The 22,765-nt window shown below is 64.9% G+C and carries 21 protein-coding genes; 6 read left to right on the top strand and 15 right to left on the bottom strand.

Features of this window, described 5'->3' with window-relative positions; translation table 11 throughout:
• Positions 1–11: 11 nt before the first annotated feature.
• The 8 genes from C2U37_RS03360 to C2U37_RS03325 form a co-directional block, all read right to left on the bottom strand.
• A complete protein-coding gene (locus C2U37_RS03360) occupies positions 12–839 on the bottom strand; it encodes an AraC family transcriptional regulator (RefSeq protein WP_010672934.1) in 828 nt (275 codons plus the stop codon).
• A gap of 144 nt (positions 840–983) precedes the next feature.
• Positions 984–2,303: a ferredoxin reductase family protein gene (locus C2U37_RS03355; protein WP_104451820.1), complete on the bottom strand. Its 1,320-nt coding sequence runs from the start codon at positions 2,301–2,303 to the stop codon at positions 984–986.
• A 226-nt stretch (positions 2,304–2,529) separates the two neighbouring features.
• Positions 2,530–3,783: a DEAD/DEAH box helicase gene (locus tag C2U37_RS03350; RefSeq protein ID WP_104451819.1), complete on the bottom strand. Its 1,254-nt coding sequence runs from the start codon at positions 3,781–3,783 to the stop codon at positions 2,530–2,532.
• Between the two features lie 110 nt (positions 3,784–3,893).
• A complete protein-coding gene (locus tag C2U37_RS03345; protein ID WP_104451818.1) occupies positions 3,894–5,360 on the bottom strand; it encodes a GGDEF domain-containing protein in 1,467 nt (488 codons plus the stop codon).
• Positions 5,361–5,579: 219 nt separating this feature from the next.
• Positions 5,580–6,233: a DUF799 domain-containing protein gene (locus tag C2U37_RS03340; protein WP_104451817.1), complete on the bottom strand. Its 654-nt coding sequence runs from the start codon at positions 6,231–6,233 to the stop codon at positions 5,580–5,582.
• On the bottom strand, positions 6,230–6,589 hold the full coding sequence (locus tag C2U37_RS03335; RefSeq protein ID WP_042016536.1) for a DUF4810 domain-containing protein: 360 nt from the start codon (positions 6,587–6,589) through the stop codon (positions 6,230–6,232). The genes C2U37_RS03340 and C2U37_RS03335 overlap by 4 nt, the downstream gene beginning before the upstream one ends.
• Positions 6,590–6,600: 11 nt before the next feature.
• Complete coding sequence (locus tag C2U37_RS03330) at positions 6,601–7,272, bottom strand: CsgG/HfaB family protein (RefSeq protein ID WP_029313711.1); 672 nt, start codon at positions 7,270–7,272, stop codon at positions 6,601–6,603.
• 89 nt (positions 7,273–7,361) lie between these two features.
• Positions 7,362–8,270 carry a LysR family transcriptional regulator gene (locus C2U37_RS03325; RefSeq protein ID WP_104451816.1) on the bottom strand — a complete coding sequence of 303 codons (909 nt, stop codon included), beginning with the start codon at positions 8,268–8,270 and terminating at the stop codon, positions 7,362–7,364.
• 246 nt (positions 8,271–8,516) lie between these two features.
• Between C2U37_RS03325 and C2U37_RS03320 the strand changes: the two genes are divergently transcribed.
• The gene (locus C2U37_RS03320) at positions 8,517–9,743 is read left to right on the top strand and encodes an MFS transporter (RefSeq protein WP_104451815.1); all 1,227 of its coding nucleotides are present in this window, start codon (positions 8,517–8,519) and stop codon (positions 9,741–9,743) included.
• A 7-nt stretch (positions 9,744–9,750) separates the two neighbouring features.
• Here the strand turns inward: C2U37_RS03320 and C2U37_RS03315 are convergent, their stop codons facing one another.
• Positions 9,751–10,212 (bottom strand): hypothetical protein, encoded by a 462-nt coding sequence (locus C2U37_RS03315; RefSeq protein WP_104451814.1) that lies wholly within the window; start codon positions 10,210–10,212, stop codon positions 9,751–9,753.
• A 150-nt stretch (positions 10,213–10,362) separates the two neighbouring features.
• On the opposite strand from C2U37_RS03315, the gene C2U37_RS03310 reads away from it, so the two are divergent.
• Positions 10,363–11,271: an SAM hydrolase/SAM-dependent halogenase family protein gene (locus tag C2U37_RS03310; protein ID WP_104451813.1), complete on the top strand. Its 909-nt coding sequence runs from the start codon at positions 10,363–10,365 to the stop codon at positions 11,269–11,271.
• A 198-nt stretch (positions 11,272–11,469) separates the two neighbouring features.
• Complete coding sequence (locus C2U37_RS03305; protein WP_104451812.1) at positions 11,470–13,365, top strand: PhoX family protein; 1,896 nt, start codon at positions 11,470–11,472, stop codon at positions 13,363–13,365.
• Between the two features lie 222 nt (positions 13,366–13,587).
• Here C2U37_RS03305 and C2U37_RS03300 read toward each other — a convergent pair whose 3' ends face one another.
• Both C2U37_RS03300 and C2U37_RS03295 read right to left on the bottom strand, forming a co-directional pair.
• On the bottom strand, positions 13,588–15,537 hold the full coding sequence (locus C2U37_RS03300) for a MacB family efflux pump subunit (protein WP_104451811.1): 1,950 nt from the start codon (positions 15,535–15,537) through the stop codon (positions 13,588–13,590).
• Positions 15,538–15,539: 2 nt separating this feature from the next.
• Positions 15,540–16,697 carry an efflux RND transporter periplasmic adaptor subunit gene (locus C2U37_RS03295; protein WP_104451810.1) on the bottom strand — a complete coding sequence of 386 codons (1,158 nt, stop codon included), beginning with the start codon at positions 16,695–16,697 and terminating at the stop codon, positions 15,540–15,542.
• A 148-nt stretch (positions 16,698–16,845) separates the two neighbouring features.
• Here C2U37_RS03295 and C2U37_RS03290 point away from each other — a divergent pair, with 148 nt between their 5' ends.
• A complete protein-coding gene (locus C2U37_RS03290; protein WP_104451809.1) occupies positions 16,846–17,526 on the top strand; it encodes a response regulator transcription factor in 681 nt (226 codons plus the stop codon).
• Positions 17,527–17,540: 14 nt separating this feature from the next.
• Positions 17,541–18,860 carry a HAMP domain-containing sensor histidine kinase gene (locus C2U37_RS03285; RefSeq protein ID WP_233768452.1) on the top strand — a complete coding sequence of 440 codons (1,320 nt, stop codon included), beginning with the start codon at positions 17,541–17,543 and terminating at the stop codon, positions 18,858–18,860.
• Between the two features lie 74 nt (positions 18,861–18,934).
• Here C2U37_RS03285 and C2U37_RS03280 read toward each other — a convergent pair whose 3' ends face one another.
• From C2U37_RS03280 to C2U37_RS03265, 4 genes are all read right to left on the bottom strand, one after another.
• Complete coding sequence (locus C2U37_RS03280) at positions 18,935–20,263, bottom strand: IS4 family transposase (protein ID WP_010676218.1); 1,329 nt, start codon at positions 20,261–20,263, stop codon at positions 18,935–18,937.
• 125 nt (positions 20,264–20,388) lie between these two features.
• A complete protein-coding gene (locus tag C2U37_RS03275) occupies positions 20,389–20,799 on the bottom strand; it encodes a DUF6515 family protein (RefSeq protein WP_010672950.1) in 411 nt (136 codons plus the stop codon).
• Between the two features lies 1 nt (position 20,800).
• Entirely contained in the window at positions 20,801–21,094 is a 294-nt protein-coding gene (locus tag C2U37_RS03270) for a hypothetical protein (RefSeq protein WP_042877801.1), read from the bottom strand.
• A 146-nt stretch (positions 21,095–21,240) separates the two neighbouring features.
• Complete coding sequence (locus C2U37_RS03265; protein ID WP_104451807.1) at positions 21,241–21,801, bottom strand: gamma carbonic anhydrase family protein; 561 nt, start codon at positions 21,799–21,801, stop codon at positions 21,241–21,243.
• Between the two features lie 221 nt (positions 21,802–22,022).
• Here C2U37_RS03265 and C2U37_RS03260 point away from each other — a divergent pair, with 221 nt between their 5' ends.
• Positions 22,023–22,664, top strand: a complete 642-nt coding sequence (locus tag C2U37_RS03260; RefSeq protein WP_104451806.1) for a ribonuclease T2 family protein — start codon at positions 22,023–22,025, stop codon at positions 22,662–22,664.
• The last annotated feature ends 101 nt before the right edge of the window (positions 22,665–22,765 follow it).

Below are 22,765 nucleotides of genomic sequence, written 5' to 3'. Positions count from 1 at the left end.
GTTCCTTGGGCTCAGCGGATCAGGCTGGCACTGTATTGGGTGGGAGTCATGCCATAGATGCGCTTGAAGCGACGGTTGAGGTGACTGAGATCGGTGAAACCGTAGCGGTACACCAGATCCTGCGCCGACTCTCCGGCGGCCAAGGCGCGCCGTGCGGCATTGATGCGGCAGTTGATCACGTATTGATGGGGTGTGATGCCAAGCTGTTGGCGAAACAGCCGCAGGAAGTGGTACTTGGAGATGTTGGCCGCCGCGCTGATGTCGGCCAGGGAGATATCCTGCTGGAAGTGGGCGTGGATAAAGTCCCTGGCCTGCAACAGGAGGCGATCGATGCGGCTCACCCGGCCATTGGGCTCAAAACGTCCCGCCTGCTGCATCACCCGGGTGGCGAGGCGATAGAGGGCAAACTCCTGCTCTATGCTGTCGGCCTGGCCGCGCACCGCCTGGGCCAGCTCGAGGATGCAGGCGCTCAGCGCCTCATCGCGCACCAGGGGCTGCAACAACCGATAGGTCCCCATTGCCCGCTCGCCCGCGGCATCGGCAAACAGCGGGGTGAGTTCGTGGGGCGGAATGTAGAGCATGGTGTAGTCGAGGCTGGCGTTGTCACCGGCATGACCGTCGTGGACATCCCCGGGATTGAACTGGATGACGCTGCCTGCCGGGCTGGAGTGGGCTCCGCCGTGGCAGAAGAAGTTCTGCCGCCCGGCCAGAGTGACCCCGAAGGAGTACTCCTCGTGGGCGTGACGGTCGTAGCGAAATTCCGTCATGTTGACCCGCAGCGCAGTCAGGCTTGCCAGGTGCTGACTGTGTGCGAATATGAACTGGTTGTCCTGCGCCATCTTTCCCTCCTGTACCAGACTGCCCCCCTAATCTAGCCCCAAGGGTGTGCCTCTCGCTTGGACAATCTTGCTGTTTGCCGGCCCGCCTGCGCCCCGCACCGAGAAAAACGGCGCAGCCGATGGCTGACTGCGCCGGCTGGCCCGTCAGCGAAAGCGAAACAGCTCCCGGTGCAGCGGGGTGGCCAGATGGGCATCCAGGGTGTGGGCCATGGGCTCGGGGCCGCAGAACCACACCGGGGTGTGCTGGCGCTGGCCCAGGGCGGCGAGATCCAGTCGGCCACGCTCGGATTCCAGGTGTAGCCGGTAATCGATCCCGACCCGGCGGCACAGCTCGGCCAGCCGACCGTGATAGGGGGCGGCCTCGGCGCTGGGGGCGCATTGCAGCAAAGTGGTGCCGGGGCGTTGTTCACCACGGCGTACCAGGGCCTCCAGCCAGGCGACGAAGGGGGTGATGCCGATACCGGCGCCCACCCAGAGCGCCGGGGCCGGATCCGGCAAGGCGAAGGCGCCATAGGGGCCGGTCACGGTGACCGCATTCCCCACCTTGAGGTGGCGGTGCAGCCAGCGGGTGTGATCCCCGAGGGCGCGCACCGCCAGGGTGAGGGTGCGGCCATCCGCCGAGACATCGACCAGGGTGTAGGGGTGGGGCTCGCCGCGCCCGGCAAAGTCGAAGAAGGCGAACTGCCCCGGGCGATAGCCGTGCAGGGGCGCGGTGAGGCCAACCCGGATCTCCAGGGTGCGCTCGTCCAGAGGGGTGAGGGCGCTGACCGCCCCTTGGCGGCGTGCGTCCCGCCCCACCCGGCCAAACAGGGAGTAGAGCGCCCCCAGAGCCCCCAGCCCGCCGCCGATAAGCAGGGTCAGGCCGACCGGGGTCAGGGCGCCGATGCGCGGCAGCAGGCAGAGCCCGTGCAGCCAGCCCATCAGATAGATGACCGGAGCCAGCCGGTGAACCACCTTGAAGCGCTCGTAGCGCACCACCGCCAGCAGGCTTACCACCACCAGCGCCAGCAGCAGATAGAAACTCCATTCCCCCAGGGTATTGCCGAGGTTGTGCCAGAGGGCATCGTTACCAGCACCAGCACCAGCACCAGCACCAGCACCAGCACCAGCTCCGCGGCGCGCCGGCCGGGTCAGCCAGTCGGCGGCGACAGCCCACTTGGGGGCTTCCACCAGCAGCCAGTGGGCCACCAGGGTGCCGGTGGCCCAGAGGGCGCTGCTGCGGTGCAGGTGCAACATGCGATCCAGCCCGCCGCACCAGGCTTCGAGCCTGGGCAGGCGCAGGGCGAGCAGCAAAGAGAGGGTCATGGCGCCAAGGCCAATCAGACCGGTCAGGATCAGCAGTTCGTGGCGCCAGGGCCAGAGACCGGCGGGCCACTGGGTGAGGCCAGCGAGCCAGAGCAGGGTGAGGGTCAGGGGCAGGGCCCAGACGAGGGATGCGGGTTTCATGATGTCCTCCTTGTCCATGCCTCCATTGCACGCCTGCTTTGTGGCGAAAGTGTGCCCCCTGACTACCTCTTTTGTAGCAGAGTGTGGCAAAGGGTCGCCGGGTCAGGGCAAGCGGACTGAGGAGGAGGGCGTTGAGAAAAACAAGGGGGAGAGGCAGGAAAGCGGTTGGCGTCACCCCACAGGCCAGGGTCTGGAGAGTGGTGATGCTGGGGCAGGCGCATGGCTGTCCCAGCAAACAGTCGTGTCAGGATTTTCGTCCCTTGCCGCCCTTGTTGCCCGCGAGGGCCTGCTTTCTGGCCTTCTGCTTCTGGGCGCCCTTGCTGGCGCGGCGCGGCTCGGGGTCGAAGCGGGTGAGATCCGGTTCAAAGCCCGGGAACCACTGCTGGGGCAAGCGGGTATCGAGCACAGCTTCGACTTTTTCCAGCAGGGGGGCGTCTTCCGGGCTGAACAGGGTGATAGCGAGCCCCTTGTTGCCGGCGCGGCCGGTGCGCCCGATGCGGTGGACGTAATCCTCGGGCTGATGGGGGAACTCCAGATTGATCACATGGTTGAGATCGCTGATATCGAGGCCGCGAGCCGCCACGTCGGTGGCCACCAGCGCCTGCAAGGTGCCGGCGCGAAACGCCAGCAGCACGTTTTCCCGCGCGCTCTGTGACAGATCTCCGTGGAAGGCCAGCGCATTGATGCCCCCCTTGCCAAGCTGCTGGGCCAGCTTGTCGGCCCCCTGGCGAGTGCGGCTGAAGATCAGCGCCGGTGCCCAGCCCTTCACGGTCAGCATGTGTTGGACCAGTGCCACCTTGCGATCGCTGTCCACCGCATAGACCCGCTGCTCCACCTCGGCCGCCGTGGTGTTGCGCGGTGCCATTTCCACCAGCGCCGGGTCGCGCAGCAGCACCTTGCAGAGGGCAAAGAGGTTGTCGTCGCAGGTGGCCGAAAACAGCAGGGTCTGGCGATCCGCCGGGATTTGCTTCAGCAGCGCCTTGATCTCGTCCATAAAGCCCATGTCGAGCATCCGGTCCGCCTCGTCAAACACCAGATGACGCAGTTCGGCCAGCGTGAGCGCCCCCTGGCGCAGGTGATCGAGCAGGCGGCCCGGGGTGGCGATGAGGATATCCACCCCGGCGTTCAGCGCCTCCACCTGTGCGGCGATGCTCACCCCGCCGTAGACCTGGGTGCTGGTGAGGTCGGTGCCCCTGGCGTAGCGAGTGACGCTCTCGGCAACCTGCACCGCCAACTCGCGGGTCGGCACCAGCACCAGGGCGCGAATGGGGCGAGGGCCATCGCTCGTCGGGTGTTGCAGCAACTGCTCCAGCAGTGGCAGCACGAAGGCGGCGGTCTTGCCGGTGCCGGTCTGGGCGCCCGCCATCAGATCCCGCCCCGCGAGGATCAGGGGGATGGCGCTGGCCTGCACCGGGGTGGGGGCGGCGTAGCCGAGCTCGGTCAGGGTTTGCTGCAAGCGGGGGGAGAGGGCCAGTTCGGCGAAGGAGGCAATGGACATAGGGCACCAGTATGGGGTTATCCCGCCCCGTGGCAGGGACGGAAACAATCAGCGTGGCGGGATGGTAACAGATAGCGGGGGCGCGGCAGAAGCCGGGGCGCTCAGGGGGCCTAATCGGCGCCCAGATCGCGGACAAGGCGGATGGTCTGCCCCTGGTAATAGGCGATATTGCGTTTGCCGTGCTGCTTGACGTGATAGAGCAGATCGTCGGCCAGTTGCACCGCCTCGGCCACCGTCAGGTAATCGCGAATGCGGGTCACTCCGGCGGAGAAGGTGATGGGGGCGGGCAGTTCGGGGATGCGCAATGGCCGCTCCAGCAGGCGGGCGGCGGAGTGATGCACCATGTTGTCATCGTCCATCCCCTTGAACAGCACGATGAACTCTTCCCCGCCCCAGCGAATGGCGACATCGCCCTTGCGAATATTGGCCTTGAGGTGAGCGGCGAAGGCGACGAGCGCCAGGTCACCCACCCCGTGGCCATGGGTATCGTTGACGGACTTGAAGTTGTCGATGTCGAGGATCATCAGGTAGTCGTGCTCCTGCAGCAGCGCCTCGTTCAGGATGTCACGGCGCGGCAGTCGGGTCAGGTGGTCGGTCTGGGCTAGGGTGCGCAGGCGGGTAACCAGGCTGCGCCCCGTCAGCATGATCAGCAGCAGGATGATGAGATAGAGCTTGAAGGCCGCCCCGTAGAGCACGGACCGGATGAAATCGCCGTAACTGTATGACCACTTGAGGTAGAGGTCATTGCCTGCCTGAGTGCGCATCAGCGGCGTGCTCAGGCAGAGGTGGAACGGGCGGCAGGGCTCGACCTCTTCGAAGGAGAGGACGGTCCGGGTCGGATTGAGGCTCTCGAAGGGGTGCAGCACCTCCTTGAACGCCCGGTCGACGGCGATGTCGATGCCCTTGAGCCCATAGCGGTAGTCCTTGATGGCAGGCTCGTAATAGACGAAGGGGAAGTAGAGGGTGATGGTATTCAGTCCGGTGAAGGTGTCGGTGTAGATCTCGGATACCCAGGTTTCATCCGTGCTGCAGGGGACATGGGTGGCCGCGAAAAAGGCGCAGCCGAAATAGTGGGTCCAGGGCTCGATGTCATTGAGGTCGGTGTTGATGGGCAACAACTGGCTCGGCAGCATCCCCTTGCTGGCGACCATGCCAAGCATGCGGCGATCATCATAGAAGGCGTAGAGGTTGAGGACCTCGGGGTTGGAGATGACGTACTGGTAGGCGAGGAGCATCTGGTTGGCCGGGGGCAACACGGGAATGACCGCCAGGCGCTTCAGGGTGGGGAGATCATAGCCATAGGCATAGGCCGTCGCATCCCCGTTCTCGCTGAAGATGGGCATCTTGATGCTGCTGTTGTCGATGAAGGCGGCCAGTTTCTCTGGCGCCAGGATGCGAGCCCGCTGATAGAACACCTCGAACAGGTTGGGCTGCTTGGCGGTGATGAGCGCCATGTCGTGCCTGATGACGAAGTAGGTGTAGTTGCACACCAATCCGAGCCCCATCAGGGCCAGGCAGAGCCAGCCAAGTCGGGTGAGCCATCGACGGGGGAGGAAACGCAGCAGTGAGGCGGCCATGGCGTGAACGCTTCCGTGGTGACAGAGGCCTTTTTTGTAACTGATTTTGCCGGGCATCACCAGATGAAGTTGGTGGGGTGCCATGGGGTATGCACAAAAATGAGCCAGTAATATCAAAAAGATAGACGATAAGATCGTATTCGATGGTGGGCGGGGAAAAGGGGGGGGGGCTGAAACAAGAGGGCATGGCGCCCTCTTGTGTGGACTGTGACAGGCGCCTTAGCGAGCCTGGTATTTCGGCGAGCGGGGGCCAGGGAGGATGCCGTTGGGCATGTCGGCACTGAGCAGCCTGACGCTGGTGATGCCGGCGATTTCATGGCCCTTGTCGGTCAGGGTGTTGGCAATCTGATTGACCACCGCCACCACCAGCATGCCGATGAGGCCGCCCCCCGAATTGCCCTGCTGCTCGGCACTGCTGGCGCTGGCACTGCCTTCCCACAGCATCTTGCCGGTGCGCAGATCCACCAGGCGGGCACTGGCGGTGACCACTGTCTCGCTGGAGATGACCAGATAGCTGGTGCCGTACTCCTTGATGTCGAGGTAGAGGGCGGTATCGGCACCGTAGATCTCGTGGAGCTTCTTGATGGGCAGCGCCTGGATGTCGGCGGGCTCGGTCACGCCGTTCTGCCGGAACGTCTCGTTGGTAACCGCCACCGGCAGCACGTAATAGCCGGACTCGGCGAGCGGATAGGTGATCTGGGATTGCAGGCTGGGGCCCGCCTTGATGTCCGGCGAGTGATTCACCGGCGGCAGCACCAGAATGGAGGTTGGTCTGCTCTCCTTGAAGTTGCTGTAGTCGTAGCCGGGGCCCTGTGCGCAGCCGCCCAGGAGGAGGGCGCCCAGCGTGAGGGCAAGGAGGGGGCGCAGGGTCATTGGGTCTCTCCCTTCTTGTTGGACATCAGGAAGTTCATGAAGGGGGCCGATTCGGGGAAGAGGCGCTTCTCGGTTTCGAACTGCTCGCGAGTCTGGGCATCCTTGCCGAGCTGGGCGTACAGCATGCCGAGGTGAGCGTGAAAGCCCGGTGGCACAGCCTGCCCCTTGGCGCTCGCTTCTTGCTGGTTTTTCTCCAGCGCATCGATCTGCGCTTCGACCCCGGTGTCGTCACCCTGCATGTGCTGGTAAACCACTCCCTGATATTGCTCCCAGTTGTAGAGCGTCTGCGGCCCCTGGGCGCAGGCGCTCAGCAGCAGGCCGCTGACCAGCAGCAGAGAAGGACGGAACAGCGTCATCTCGTCTCTCCTCATTGGGCCGGGCGCCAGGCACCGGTCTCGATGCCGTTCACCAGATTGTTGACGGCCTCGCGGATGGCGAGATCCAGCACCTTGCCGTTCAGGGTGGAGTCGTAGCTGGCGGTGCCGCCGAAGCCGACGATCTCGCGGTTGGAGAGTTCGTACTCCCCGGCACCCTGGGAAGAGAAGACCACTTCCGAGGTGGTGACGTTGACGATGTTCAGGTTGACCTTGGCATAGGCGATCTGTGACTTGCCGCGACCCAGGATGCCAAACAGCTGATGATCACCGACTTCCTTGCGACCAAACTCGGTGACGTCGCCGGTGACCACGTAGTCGGCGCCCTTGAGTTGCTGAGCCTGTTGCTTGATCCCGGCTTCGGCCTGGATCTCCGCCATGTTGTCGCGATCCAGCACGCTGAAGCGGCCGGTCTGCTGCAGGTGGGTGATCAGCACGGTTTTCGCCTGGTTGCCCAGCCGGTCCACGCCGTCGGAGAAGATGCCACGCATGTAGCTGGAACGGTTGTCGAACTTGCCGACGGCGATGGGGCTGCGTGCGCCCTGATAGTGGCTCTGATAGGAGGCAACCTTGGGTACCTCCAGGGTGCGCGACGACTCGCTCGCACAGGCTGTCAGCAAGCCCGCCATCAGGATGACACTGGATGAAACAACAAACTTCTTCATGTAAGGCCCCGTTATCAAAGGAAAAAACAGCGGCGGACTCTAACATGGTTCGTTGCGAAGAAAGTGCCCCGTATGGGGGGCATACCCGCTCAATCCCTGTGCGTTTGACAGGGGGTGGCGGAGGGCTGGGTCTGTTGCAGGGGCTGGAACACCTCCTCCAGGGCTGCCACCAGGGCGCGCATTCGGCCCGTCTTCTGCACGTCCGGGTGCAGCACCATCCAGATGTCGATGGGATCGTGCTGGTCAGGCAGCAGGCGCACCAGGGCGGGATCCTCCTCGGCGAGGAAGGTGGAGAGCAGGGCGATGCCGAGCCCCTGCCGGGCGGCGGCCATCAGCACCAGCTGGGCATTGCTCTGCAGGACCACGTTGGGCTCGTGGAGCGGTTCGCCGCACAGACTCAGCCAGTGACGGGCCACCAGCTCTCTGGGAAAGAGCAACAGGTCGTGCTCTTGCAGTGCCTGACCCGAGCGGGGCGTGCCTCGCCTGGCCAGGTAGTCGGGAGAGGCGTAGAGCCCCATCTTGATGGTGGCGAGCCGTTTGACCACGAGATCTCCCTGCTCGGGGCGCACGCTGCGAATGGCGAGATCCGCCTCCTGATTGGGGATGTCGCTCACGCTGACGGCGGTCAGCAACTTGAGGCGGATGCCGGGGTGGCGCTGGCGCAGCAGGGTGAACGCGGGCAGCACGAAGCCCTGGGCCAGGGTATCCGTAGTGGCGATACAAACCTCCCCTTCCAGCTCCCCCAGGCTTGCGGTGCGCATCATGGCCAGGGCCGCCTGCGCCATGGCCTCGGCCTGGGGCTGCAGCGCTTCCCCGAGGGGGCTGAGCCGATAGTGTCTGGGGGTGCGGATAAACAGCTTGGCCCCCAGCTGCTGCTCGAGCAGGGTGATCCGCCGCCCGACGGTGGCCTGATCCACCCCGAGCTCGAGTCCGGCCTGTCGCAGGCTGCCCCGCCGTGCCAGGGCCAGGAAGAAGCGGGCATCGTCCCAGTTGATCATGCTTGCTCCTCACTCAAGCAGAACGCCCGATTGGCGCCGCAATATTAGATGCCAGCGGGGATGGCAGCACAAGGGGATAGACCGGGTCCGGTGCGTGCCTGCGGCTCCCCGGCCAAGGGCGCGCGCCACCTCGACGTGATGCAGGATTGAGTCGGCGTGATGCAGAACTGCCGCAGTCCGGGGTGGGCGGGATCGCTATGATGTCGCTCCCGATTGCGGCTTCATTCGTCTGCCACTGGAGTGTCCATGTCTGTCTCAAGCGTCCCGGCTTGCGAGCCAGGTCAGGTTGTCCATCCTCGTCTGCGCTGGTTTCTCTCCCTCGCCCTGATGTCGGCCCTGCTCAACAGCAGCGTGCCTACCCCGCTCTATCCCCATTACCAGGCGGCGCTGGCCCTGAGCGATCTCGGCCTCAGCCTCATCTATGGCGGCTATGCGGGGGGCGTGCTCATCGCCTTGTTCGGGGTGGGCAACCTGGCAGGACGCGTGGCGGATCTGCGCACCCTGATCCTGCCTGCCCTGGTGGCGGTCGGGGGCGGGGCCCTGCTCTTCTCCCTGGCCGACAGCTTCTGGACCCTTTTGCTGGCGCGGCTGCTGGCCGGGATTGGCACGGGCAGCCTGACCGGTGCCGCCAATGTGGCGCTGCTACGTTTTGGCCCCAGGGATGGGGGCAAGCGGGCGGCGCTGAGCGCCACATTGTCTTTCACCGCCGGGCTGGCCCTTGGCCCCGTGTTCAGCGGGCTGGCGCTGCAGCAGGATCTCTACCCGACCACGCTGCCGTTTCTGCTGATCCTGGGGATGGCGGCCTGCGCCATCGGGGGGCTGGTGTTGAGCTGGCCCAAAGGGGTGAGGGCGACGGAGGCCGCCCCGAGCGGGCAGAGTGGCGGCTCCCTGGGAGAGGGGCTCAGGGCCACGGGGGCCGGGTTCTTCCTTTGCGCCCTGGCGCTCTTCACCGCCTGGGCGGTGGCGGCCAGCTTGCTGGCCATGGGTCCCAAGGTGGTGAGCGAGATGCTGGGCATGACGGATCTGGGGCTGTTCGGCTATCTTGTCGCGGCCTATCTGGTCTTCTCCGGGCTTTGCCAGCTCTGGGCCCGTCGCCTCGATGCCCGCCATACCCTGCAAAGCGGCGTGCTGGCCCTGGCGCTGTGCGTGCTGCTCTTTGCCGGGGCCGTTCACGGCCTGCCCAGCTGGCTGGCGGGACTCGGGCTGCTGGTGGCGGGCTATGCCCAGGGGGCCGTGTTCGTGGGCAGTGCGACCCTGATCAATCGCATCGCGCCCCCGACCAGCCACGCGCGGCTGCTCTCCCTCTTCTATGTGATCGCCTATGTGGCGAACTGGGTACCCGTGTTGCTGGGCTGGGTGAGCGACGGGGCCGGTCTTGGCGTCGCGCTGGATCTGCTCTTCGTCGGCAGCACCCTGACAAGCCTGGGGCTGGCCTGGGCGGTGTCACGGCATCCCTTCGAGCCCGCTGTGTGACAGGGCATCACCCATCGACCAGGACGACGCTCCCGGCATCCAGGTGGTGCATCCACTCCCGCAGGATCAGCAGGGCTGCTGCGATGCGCCTCTCCCTCGGCAACTGGGCCGAGGCCAGGGGATCCCCCTCCACCATGGCGGCAAGCTGGCCGAACAACCGCTCTATGTTTTCCCGGTTCTGCACCCGGTTGCCTAGCACCTCGGCCAGGGGCTCCGGGCTTTGCAGGTGCAGCACGGGGTGGGGCGGGATCCGTGCCGCGAGGGGCATCAGCACATCCTCCACCACCATGATGGCTTGCTCAAGCTCCAGGGGCGTCGGCGGATCCCGGCGAAAGGGTCCCGGGGTCAGGGCATCGAGCCCCAGTGTCAATGCAAATGTCTGGCTGGTGCCATCGGCCGCGGTGAGCGCGACCTGGCTTCGGGTATTGCCCAGGCTCAGCAAAATGGTGTCGTGATGCTCTCTGGTCATCTGGTGTGCTCCCGGCGTTGGATGCCCCATGGATACACCCGCACGGGGCGGATTGGCGAGTCATTTCGCCCCCCATTCGGGCATCAGGGGTTGCAAAGATCCCCATGAGTGGCAATCTGGACGTCCAAACGTCTTTAAAGGAGCCCTGACATGGATATTCGTATCGTCCCCCGCGCCCTCGTGCTCGCTCTCTCTCTGGTGGGGGCGAGTGCCCTTGCCAACGAGGCTCTGGTGTTCCAGACCGACTTCGGTCTCAAGGATGGCGCCGTCTCGGCCATGAAGGGGGTCGCCTTCGGGGTGGACCGCACCCTGCCGCTCCATGACCTGACCCACGAGATCCCGGCCTACAACATCTGGGAAGCCTCCTACCGCCTCTATCAGACCCTGCAATACTGGCCCGCGGGCACCGTCTTCGTCAGCGTGGTGGACCCCGGTGTCGGCACCGAACGCAAGTCGGTGGTACTGAAGACCAGGAGCGGCCACTACATCGTCAGCCCGGACAACGGCACCCTGACCCTGGTGGCGGAGCACTTGGGCATCGAGGCGGTGCGCCAGATAGACGAGAAAACCAACCGCCTCAAGGGCTCCGAGAAGTCCTACACCTTCCACGGCCGCGACGTCTACGCCTACACCGGCGCGCGCCTCGCCTCCGGTGCCATCAGCTTCGAGCAGGTGGGGCCTCTGCTGCCCGCCGAGGTGGTGACCATCCCCTATCAGCCGGCGGTGACCGAGCAAGACGGTACCCTCAAGGGCACCATTCCGATCCTGGACGTGCAGTACGGCAACGTCTGGACCAATATCGACGACAGCCTGCTGACCAAGGCGGGTATCCACAAGGGGGACAACGCCTGCATCAGGATCAGCGAAGGGGATGCGCTGAAATACGAGGGCAAGGCCCCCTACGTCAGCAGCTTTGGCGATGTGCCGGAGGGCCAGCCCCTGGTCTACCTCAACAGCCTGTTGCAGGTGTCGGTGGCGCTGAACATGGACAGCTTCGCCGCCAAACATCAGGTGCAATCCGGCGCCAACTGGCATATCAGCCTGAAGAAGTGCGGCTAGAAGGGAGAGCTTCTGTCGGCGATGTGTCTTTCGGGGCGGTGGGACTGGTGTCCACCGCCCCTTGTCGTTGGCGGTGGCGTCTTGCCGGGCCAGCCGGTTATCTCATCATTTGTCATTCTCGTTTAATAAAGCGCTGCCATGCTGTGGCCGGACGCCGTGATGACGCAATGATTGCGCCGAGATAACAAGGAAAAGCCGATGAGCCGTTTTGACGAGAAAGACAGTGCCAACCACCCCCGCGAGCAGGAGCCGGCGTTCAACCGCCTCATCGAGGCGGATCTCAGCCGCCGTGGCTTCCTCAAAGGGGTGGGCGCCGCCAGCATGGTGGCCTTCTTTGCCGCGAGCCCCGTGGCCCAGGCCGTGGCCGCCGCAACCCAGCCGCTGCTTGGCTTCCAGGCCGTGCCCGCCTCGGTGGCCGACACCATAGTGGTGCCGCCCGGCTACAAGGCCGAGGTGCTGATCGCCTGGGGAGATGCCCTCTTCCCCGATGCCCCCGCCTTTGCCCAAAGCAACGATGCCAAGGCCCAGGCCCGCCAGTTTGGCGACAACAACGACGGTATGAGCTTCTTCTCCCTGGGCCCGGATCGCGCCCTGCTCGCCGTCAACAACGAATACACCAACTACGAATACCTGTTTGCGGATGGCGGCAAGGCCCTCAGTGCCGGCGCCGTCGCCAAGGCCCAGGCGGCCCACGGGGTCTCCCTGGTGGAGCTGGTGCGCGTCGATGGCAAGTGGCAGGCCAACCCCAAGGGGGCCCTCAACCGCCGCATCACCGCCACGACCCCCATGACATTGAGCGGCCCGGCGGCGGGCCATGCCCTGCTCAAGACCCAGGCCGATCCCGAGGGGCGCACCGCCCTTGGCACCTTCAACAACTGCGCCAATGGCCAGACCCCTTGGGGCACCTACCTCACCTGCGAGGAGAACTTCAACGGCTACTTCGGCAGCGAGGGCAAGCCGGTGCTGGACCAGCGCGCCGCCCGCTACGGCCTGGCCGCCGAGGATGCAGGCTTTGGCTGGCACAAATTTGACGAGCGGTTCGATCTCGCGAAGCATCCCCAGGAGCCGCACCGCTTCGGCTGGGTGGTGGAAATCGATCCCCGCGATCCCGCCTCCACCCCGAAGAAGCGTACCGCCCTTGGCCGCTTCAAGCATGAGAATGCGGCCTTCACCGTCAACCAGGATGGCCGCGCCGTGGTCTACCTCGGCGACGACGAGCGGGGGGAGCACATCTACCGCTTTGTCTCGAAGAACAAGGTGGCGCCGGGCAATGACCCCGCCAACCGGGATCTGTTGGACGAGGGCACCCTCTATGTGGCCCGCTTCGAGGCCAAGGAGGGGGAGCTCAAGGGCACTGGCCAGTGGCTGCCCCTGGTACACGGCCAGCACGGCCTGACCCGGGAGAACGGCTTCGCCGATCAGGGGGAGGTGCTCATCTTCGCCCGGGAGGCGGCGACCCGGCTCGGCGCCACCACCATGGACAGGCCCGAGTGGGTGGCCGTGCATCCCCACAGGGCCGAGGTCTACTGCACCCTGACCAACAACAAGAACCGCGGCATCAAGGAGAACCAACCTCTCGATGGCGCCAACCCCAGGGCCGAGAACCCCTATGGCCAGATCATCCGCTGGCGCCCGATGGGGGACGATCACGGGAGCGACAGCTTCGAGTGGGATCTCTTCCTGCTGGCGGGCAACCCCGGCGTGCACAAGGAGGGGCTGATGGCGGGCAGTGCCAACATCCATCCGGACAACATGTTCAACAGCCCGGACGGCATCGGTTTCGACGAGGCGGGGCGGCTCTGGATCCAGACCGACGGCGACTACTCCAACGAGAAGCAGTTTGCCGGCATGGGCAACAACCAGATGCTGTGCGCCGATCCCGCGAGCGGCGAGGTGCGCCGCTTCCTGACCGGCCCCGTGGCCTGCGAAATAACGGGCCTCACCTTCACGCCTGACTGGCGCACCCTGTTCGTCGGGGTGCAGCACCCGGGTGAGGAGGGGGCGCCCTCCCATTTCCCGGACGGCGGCACCGCCATTCCCCGCTCCGCCGTGTTGCGGATCACCCGGGACGATGGCGGCATCATCGGCGCCTGATGGCCCGGATAACCGCCTGGCCCGTGATGACAAGAGCCGCCTTCGGGCGGCTTTTTTGTGGGTGTGGCGGGCGGGAGACAAAAAAAGACCGGGTACGGGACCCGGTCAAAGAACCCGCGCAGTCTGGGAAGAAGTGCGGGCGTTCAGGCTTGGTGGCGGGGCCGGGCATCGGCCCCCGATCCGGTGTCGGGGTGAGTGGCGTCACCCCGGCGTCAAGGCGGGCTATTCGCGCTCCAGTGCGTGGATGGGATCCAGCCTGGCGGCCTGGCGGGCCGGGGCGAAGCCGAAGATCACCCCGATCAGGCTGGCGCAGAGGCAGGCCACCCCCATGGCGGCAAGGGAGTAGCTCATCCGGACGCCGCTGCTGAAGTGGTCGAACAGTTGGCCCAGCACCAGGGAGAGGACGATGCCGAGCACGCCCCCCAGCAGGCAGATCAGCACGGCTTCAATGAGGAACTGCTGCTGGATGTCCCGGGTCCGGGCGCCGACCGCCATCCGCACCCCTATCTCCCGGGTGCGCTCGGTGACCGAGACCAGCATGATGTTCATCACCCCTATGCCCCCGACGATCAGGGAAATGAGGGCGATGAGGGCGATCAGCGTGGTCAGGGTGGCGCTGGTCTGGCTGATGGTCTGGCGGATGCTGTCGGTGTTGAGCAGGAAGAAGTCCTGGCTGCCGTGGCGCAGGGTGAGCAGGCGGCTGATGCCATCCTGGGCGGCGTCCAGGCTCACCTCGTCCCGCACCCGCACGCTGATGCTGCGCAGATGGCTCTGCCCCAGCAGGCGGCTCATGGCGGTGGTATGAGGGATCCAGACGTTGAGGGTCTCGTCGCTGCCAAAGCCGCTCTGGTTCTTGATGGCGACCCCGATCACCCGGCAGGGCAGATCCCCCAGCAGGATCACCTGGCCCAGGGGGGACTGGGTCGGGGCGAACAGCTTGTCCCGGGTGTGCTCGTCGATCACCACCTCCTGGGCCAGGCTCTCCTCGCTCTGGCGATCGAAGCCCATGCCCTGGGCCAGTCGATAGCCCCGGACCTGGAAGAACTGGGCGCCGACCCCGTTGATGGTGCCGGAGACGGCGGTGCTGCCAAGACGCAGGGTGGCGCTGGTGCTGAGGCTGGGGGTGACGCTGTGCACGTAGTTCAGCCCGGCGATGGCCTCGGCGTCCCCGATCCTCAGGGTCTGTATGGTGGCGGAGCGCATGTCCCCGAAGCCGCGGCCGGGGAACACCTCCAGAGTGCTGGTGCCCATGGCGTTGATGTTCTCCAGCACCCGCTCCCGGGAGCCCTGGCCGAGGGCCACCACGGTCACGACCGAGGCGATACCTATGATGATGCCGAGCATGGTGAGAAAGGTGCGCAGACGCTGGGCAACCATGGCCCGCAGCGCCATTCGCAGGGCATTGCCGAGCCCCGCCATCAGCGGGATCTGCCCCCTGGCGGACGTCTTGGCGGCGGCCTGGGAAGCCTGGGGAACAACCTCTGGCTCACGGGTGCGGCGATCGGCGATCACCCGACCATCCTTGAGCTCGATGATCCGCTCGGCGTGGCGGGCGATCTCCATGTCGTGGGTGACGATCACCAGGGTGTGGCCCTGGCGGTGCAGGGCCTGGAGGCTCGCCATCACCTCGGCGCCGCTCTGGCTGTCGAGGGCCCCGGTCGGCTCGTCGGCCAGGATCACCTCACCGCCGTTGATGAGGGCACGGGCGATACTGACCCTCTGCTGCTGGCCGCCGGAGAGCTGGCTCGGTTTGTGGTTGAGCCGGCTGGCGAGGCCGAACCGGGTCAGCAGGGCCTCGGCCCGCTGGCGTCGCTCGGCCGGATCCAGGCCGGCGTAGAGGGCGGGCACCTCCACGTTGGTGCGGGCGTCGAGGTCCGCCAGTAGGTGATAACGCTGGAAGATGAAGCCGAAGTGCTCCCGGCGCAGGGCGGCGAGCTCGTCCCGGCTGAGGGTGGCGGTATCGCGCCCGGCCACCAGATAGGCCCCCTCGCTCGGCTGATCCAGGCAGCCCAGCAGGTTCATCAGGGTGGATTTGCCGGAGCCCGAGGCGCCGACGATGGCCACCATCTCCCCACGGGCGATCGTCAGATCGATACCGTCGAGCACGGTGACGGTGCGCTCACCCTCTCCGAAGTGGCGGCGGATGCCGCGCAGTTGCAACAAGGCGCCCATGGTCACATCCCCATGGGGGGCGGCATGCCCCCGGCGGCGTTGCTCTGACCTGCGCTCACTTCGCTGACGATGACCCGCTCACCGGCGCTCAGGCCAGACAGGATCTGGGCGTCCACCTTGTTGTTCAGACCGACCTTGACCCGGCGCAGGCTGATCTTGCCCCCGTTGTCGACCACCCTGACCTGATCCCCCTGCAGGGCGATGGCCGGGATCACCAGCGCCTGTTTGAGTTGGGCTATCACCAGATAGACCTGGGCCGTCATGCTGATCCTGAGCTGGCCATCCTGGTTGGGCACCTCGAACAGGCCGTGATAATAGATGGCGCTGCTGTCGCTGCTGCTGGTGGTGTCGTCGTCATTGATGGTGTCGGGGGCGGGCTCGATGGCCCGCAGGGATCCCTCGAAGCGGCGCTGGCTGTTGCCAAGAATGGTGAAATAGACCGGCATGCCGACCCGGACGTTGATGACGTCGGCCTCGGAGATCCTGGCCTCCACCGTCATGGTGTCGAGCTGGGCAATCTTGAGCAGGGTAGGGGTGCTCTGGCTGGCGTTGAGGGTCTGCCCCTCCTCCACCGGCATGGCCACCACGGTACCGGAGAGGGGGGCCAGGATCCGGGTATACCCCAGGTTGACCCGGGCTGTGTCCACCGCGATCTCGGCCTGCACCCGCTGGGCGTTGAGGGCCCGGATATCGGCCAGGGTCTCGTCCAGGGTCGCCTTGGCGCTGTCATGGTCGGCCGTGCTGCCAAGACCTCTTGCGACGATCTGCCGCTGGCGCTGGTATGCCAGGCGGGCATTGCGAAGGGTGGCCTCTTTGGAATCCAGCTGGGCCTGGAGGTTGTCGCGCTGGGCCAGGGCATCCTTGAGGGCGTTCTGCTGGGGCAGATCGTCGATCTCGACCAGCAGATCCCCCTGTTTGACCTCCTGCCCCAGAGTCACGTGCAGTTTCTTGATCTGGCCCGACACCTGGGCGCCCACGCTCACCTGCTTGCGCGCCTTCAGGGTGCCGTCCGCCATGATGAGCTGCTCCAGATCCCGGGTCTTTGCACTGGCGGTGATGTAGTCGCTGGCGGGTGCCTTGGCCTGGGGGCGCCAGGCCAGCAACAGGGCGAGGGCGCACAGGGGCAGCAGCCAGAAGAGACGAGGGGAGAACGTGGGCATGACAACCTGTATCCTGAATGACGATCACGGCGGCACTCTACCCCAGAGCCGGGTTAAGGCTCTTTGCGCCAAGCGTAAGGGTTTCGTAAAAATGGCTGCCAAGTGCGTGGCAAGCGGCGAAAATGGCCGCCGACAAGGGAGACCGCATATGAAGATCCTGCTGGTGGATGACGATGCCGAACTGGGCGCCATGTTGAGTGAATACCTGGGGGGAGAAGGGTTTGATACCACCCAGGTGCTGACCGGAGGGGAAGGTGTGCACCATGCCCTCTCCGGCCGTTACAGCGCCCTGCTGCTGGATGTGATGCTGCCCGACTTGAGCGGCACCGAGGTGCTGCGCCAGGTGCGCCAGCGCAGCCGCCTGCCGATCATCATGCTGACCGCCAAGGGGGACAACGTGGATCGAGTGGTGGGACTGGAGATGGGGGCCGATGACTATGTGCCCAAACCCTGCTACCCCAGGGAGCTGGTGGCCCGGCTGCGGGCCGTTCTGCGGCGGGTCAACGAGGGGGGGAGCGCAACCCCCTCGCCGGATGCCCTCATCCTGGGGGATCTGACGGTCACCCCGGCCAACCGGGTCTGCCTCTGGCAGGGGGAGCCGCTGGAGCTGACCGCCACCGAGTTCAACATGCTGGTGTTGCTGGTGCGAGCACCGGAGCAGGTGGTCACCAAGGACACCCTCTCCCTGCAAGGGGTAGGGCGCCTGCGGGAGGCCTATGATCGCAGCGTCGATGTGCACATCTGCAACCTGAGGCAGAAACTGCAGCAGAAGGCGGGGGAGGCCGTCACCATAGAGACGGTGCGCAGCATAGGGTACAAGATACGGTGATCCTCAAGGGACGTTTGTTCTGGAAGATTCTGCTGGGGTTCTGGCTGGCCATCGTGCTGGTCAGCCAACTGCTCTGGCTCGGTTTTCGTGCCGAGCGTGCTCCCCCGGAAGAGCACCTGGCCCAGCAGTTGGCGAGCCAGCATCTGGAGATGGCGGCAGCCGTGCTGGCAAAGGGGGGAATCGAGGCTGCGACGGCATTGAGTCAGGCCATGTCGCCGCCGTTGCTGCAGATAACACTCCTCGATGTCTCCGATGCGCCTCCCCGGCCAGCGCCCCGGGCATCCAAGCTGCCAGCCTCCGGGGAACCTGGCCCGGGCACCGTGCTGACACGCACCGTGATTGCCAGCGACGGGCAGACCTATCTGCTGCAGACCAGAGCGGACCCGCGTATCCTCCCCGGCGGGCCGGCTCCCGGCCCCCTCTCCTGGCTCAACATTCCCCCGCCCATGCTCTGGATTGGCGGCCTGGGGGGACTCTTGTTCAGCATTCTGTTCGCCTGGCACCTGACCCGGCCCATGAACGCCCTGCGGCGCAGCTTCGATCGGGTGGCCAGGGGGGATCTGGGGGTGCGGCTGTGGCCCGCCCTGCGCTGGCGTCGGGACGAACTGACGGAGGTGGCGCAGGAGTTCGATCTCATGGTGGAGCGGCTGCAGCAACTGGTCGAGGGGCGTGAGCAGCTGCTCCACGACGTCTCCCACGAGCTGCGATCCCCCCTGGCCCGCATCCAGATGGCCATCGGCCTGGCGGAGCAGCGCCCGGAGAAGGCAAGCGACGCCCTGGCGCGGATCCGGCTCGAGACGGAGCGGATGGACAGGATGATTGGGGAGCTGCTGACCCTCTCCCGTGCCGAGCAGGGCCACGGGCTTGAGCAGAGCCACTACGACCTGCGGGCGCTGGTAGAGACCGTCGTCCAGGATGCCAGGTTCGAAGCCCAGCAATCCGGGGTCGAGATAGGGCTCGAGGCGGCGCTGGGGGAGGGTTGCCTCCTGCTGGGGCATGCGGAGCTGGTGCGCTGCGCCGTGGAGAACGTGGTGCGCAACGCCCTGCGCTTCTCGCAGTCGGGCCAGATGGTGAGTGTTCGCTTGCTGCGCCTGGGCCAGGAGGTGCAGCTCTCCATCGCCGATCGGGGGCCCGGGGTGGAGGAGGGGAAGCTGGCGGGGATCTTCGACCCCTTCGTGCGCATCGGCTCACCCCGCATGGGCAAGGGCTACGGGCTCGGGCTCGCCATCGCCCGCAAGGCGGTGATTCTGCAGGGCGGCACCATCCAGGCGCGCAATCGTGCACAGGGGGGGCTGAGAGTGACCATGACGCTGCCCCTGCATGAGCCCTCCTGAGGTACGCGGCTCAGGCCCGAGTGGGGTAAACACTCCGGTAATGAAAGAGGGGGCCAAGGCCTAATGCCAGTCAGTTAAGCCTGACTGGCATTGTTTTTACTAGGTTTTCTCGTCGCATACTTCTGTGGTTTGGCTTTGATGCACCTTGGGTAACTTCGTTCTCGGCGGGCGGGTAACTTGAACTGCTCTGCCTGTTTGTCCAACTCAGCGACACGCCCTGGAACCATGCCCGGTGACACAAACGGCAGGCAACTGAGTTCATGCAGCAGATACACCGATGCCATGTGAAAGCTCAACTGGCTGGCCGTATAGCCCTTTAAGCTCGCCGCCATCCTAACCATCTGATATCTCAGTAGGTTATAGGCCAATACCAAGCCCCATAGCTCCTGCCTTACTCCATCGGGTTTCTTGCTGCGCAGCGTCAGCCGGTGCTGTTGCAGGCTATGTTTCATCTCCCGATAGCCCAGCTCGATTTCCCAGCGATTCTGGTATAGCTCCATCAACTCGCTGGCCGGGAAGCGCAGCGGGTCGGTGAGCGAGGTCAGCACCTGCCGCTCCTTGCCGTTTACCGTCCGGGTCAGCAGCCGGGCTTCGAACTGCTCCGGCAACTCGCTCCACTTCTTCTTGGCCTGCGGACTGGCTCTGAGGCGTACCAGCACATCCTGCCGCCCCAGCTTGCGGATGACCTCGTATTGAGCCCCCTTTTTCAGCGGAATAAGCCAGTGACGCGCTACGCCCTGGCGTTGCCAGGCATGGAGTAACCCCAGTGAGTAGAAGCCCTTATCGAACAGGGTCAGGCTATTATCGGGTGTTTTTTCAATCAGTTGCTCTGCCAACACCATCTCGTTTACCGCACAGGAGTCCATCACTGTCTGGGTCAGCAGATGACTGGTCAGCTCCATCTGACACAACATGCGGACCTGGGGATATTGCGTCTCCCCCTGGACGGTTTTCGACTTGGCAAAGGCGCCGGCATTGTCCGGAGTATCGGGCGTGCGCCAGACCACCCCGTCCACGGCCAGCAGCTGCAAGCCGGCCCAGGTGGGGTGCTGACACAGCTGATGCCAGAGTGTGGCGGTCTGCTGGAACACCTGTCGAACGGCTTGGTCAGCCAGTTTTTGGCGCGCCTGGATGAAGGCGCTGGGGACGACAAACGGCCGGTCGCCGGGTAACAGGATATCGAGCTGGTTGGCCAGCTGGGCCATAGGGACATGACGAAACAAGGACATCCCGATAATGGCCCATAGCACCCGCTCCATGGGCATGCGCCGTCGGCGCAAGGAGACGGAGCCCGTCTCGGCCAAGCAAGCCTGCACCAGTTCAGGTGACAGCAGGTCAGACAGGGACTCAAACTTTCCGGGAGGACAGGCGTGAATGAAGTCGAGAGCTTGGTCGATACGCATAAAAAAATCCGAAACCCAACAAGGAGTTTCGGATTCTTACACAGCCTGAGGATCGGTCAATGGATCCTTAACTGATCGGCATTAGGGGCCAAGGCCCCCTGTTCGTATCTGTTCCTCCGTGCGATTCAGCGCAGCGCCGCTGGCGGCGGCACCTCGGTGTAGCGCCCGTCTATTTCTCGCAGGTAGTAGTGACCCTCCCTGACGTAATAGCGGCGGCCATCCAGATCCAGGGGGATGAGCCCTGTCTCTGCCACCACCAGGACCTGAGGAGGCGGAGAGACCACCACATAGTGGTTCTCCTGCCGACGGTAGAAAATGCCGTCGAGCACATAGTAGGTGAGCCCGGCCAGCAGCAGGGTTTCCACCCCTCCCGGCAGCCTGTCGACGCGGTGGCCGAAGCCAGGGCCAGCCCCATGGCCGTACTGCGGGGCAGGGCTCTCCCATCCGCCCGGTCTGCCCATGTTCCCCGGACCCGCCATGGCGGGCAGGGCGATGGCCATGGCAAGCAGCCAGAGTGAAGGGCGGTGCAGACTCATCTCATTGCCCCTTGAGCGGCGCACCGGCGGGCTGGGGTTTGAGTGGCTGGGGCGGCAGTTCGCGCACGCTGACCGTGACCTCGTAGCGGGTATCCGGCTTGGCGGCATCAATGTTTTTGGACAGCGCCTGGACCAGGGCCTGGGGATCCGCCCCCTGCTTGCTGGCGTGATAGAGCACTGAGGGGGGCGGTGTCATGGGGCCTCCCTGGCGGGCGCCCATCGGGGGCGGCATCTCGCCGGCATGAAGGAGTGTGGTGCCCAGCAGCAGGGCAAGGGCGACAGGATAGCGTGACATGATGATGACTCCATTGATGGGAACGCACCCATCAAACGCGACGCGTGCGCCCGGCTCAACCACCTTTACACCCTCTTTTCGCCCTCTTTACAGTTGTGACAACGGGCGCCGTGGCGCCCGTTGTGTGTCGTGAACCGCTCGCCGGATCAAAACTCGTTGGAGAGCGCCTTGTAACCCCTGACCAGGTCGATGTTGGTGTGAGCCACATCCTCGGAGAACTCGGTGGCGTCCACGGTGACGCGCGGGATCTGCGCCAGATCGGTCTGCTGGTTGATGCGGGTGGTGGAGGGAACATAGAAGCCGGGGGGAATATCGCAGCCATCGACCACGGAGTTGTGGCGCACCACGGACCCTTCGCCGATGTGGCAGTTGAACAGCACGCTGTTGAAGCCGATGAAGACCCGGTTACCCACTTCGCAGGGGCCGTGGACGATGCTGCGGTGGGCGATGGAGCTGAACTCGCCGATGGTGACGGCAGCGCCGGATTTGGAGTGGATGACGACGCCATCCTGAATGTTGGAGTTGGCGCCGATGACGATGGGTTCCATGTCACCGCTCTCGTCCACTTCGTCTGCGCGGATCACGGCATAGGGGCCGACAAACACGTTCTCCTTGATGATCACCTTGCCACAGATGATGGCGGTCTTGTCGATATAGGCGGATTCGTCGATAACGGGCAGGTGACCTGAGGGATTCTTGCGGATCATGTTACGTCCTGTTGCTGATGAAATCGGGGAAACGTGGCGCGTCATGAAGGCCCGCCGGAGAGCCAGCTTACGCCTCTGATCCGGCAGGGGAAACCTTTTACTGGTCTGACCCACAGTGAGTAAGGCCATTTTGAGCGATTGTTCTTTGACTCCCTGTTATGGGAGCATAAGGGCGCAAAATGGGGCGCCACCGGGTGCAAAGAGATGAGGGGGAACGAGAGATGAAGCAGGTCATGGTATGGCTGGTGGGGTCGCTGTTGTGGATCTCCGCCGCACAGGGCAAGGGCCATGCGGGGGAGTTTGACTATTACGCCATGGCACTCTCCTGGTCGCCCGAGCACTGCGCCATCAAGCCAGGGGATCGGGAGCAGTGCGCCCGCAAGCTGGGGTTCGTGCTGCACGGTCTCTGGCCCCAGTATCAGCGCGGCTACCCCGCCAGCTGCACCCGCGAGCGGTTGGATGCGGACATGGAGCAGCAGTTTGCCGGGCTCTACCCCAGCCGCTTCCTCTATCGCCATGAATGGGAGAAGCACGGCACCTGTTCCGGGCTGAGCCAGGAGGCATTTCACCAATTGGCCAGCGATCTGCGCCAGAAAGTGAAGATCCCGGCCGCCTATCAATCGCCGGAAGAGCCGCTGCGCAAAAACAGCTTCCAGCTCAAGGCCGATCTGGCGAGCGCCAACGAGTGGCTGGCCCCCGATAACATCACGGTGGCCTGCGCCGATGGGGGCCGTTTCCTGCGGGAGATCTACATCTGCATCAACAAGCAGGGGACGGATGCCGTTCCCTGCTCCGACGAGATGCAGAAGCGGGAGCGCAGCTCCTGTGGCCAGCCGGACTTCCTGCTGCGCAGCGTGCGTTAACACTTCACGTTCGGGCCCTTCGCGGGCCCGATGTGCAATGAACCTCAAGGAGCCTGATGGATGAAAGCCAAGACAGGATGTCTGGCCGGGAACTGGACAGG

Source organism: Aeromonas sp. ASNIH1 (assembly GCF_002934285.1).
GTDB lineage: Bacteria > Pseudomonadota > Gammaproteobacteria > Enterobacterales > Aeromonadaceae > Aeromonas > Aeromonas caviae.
Note: the sequence above shows the minus strand (reverse complement) of the source record. Positions and strands in the feature narration are given on the sequence as shown.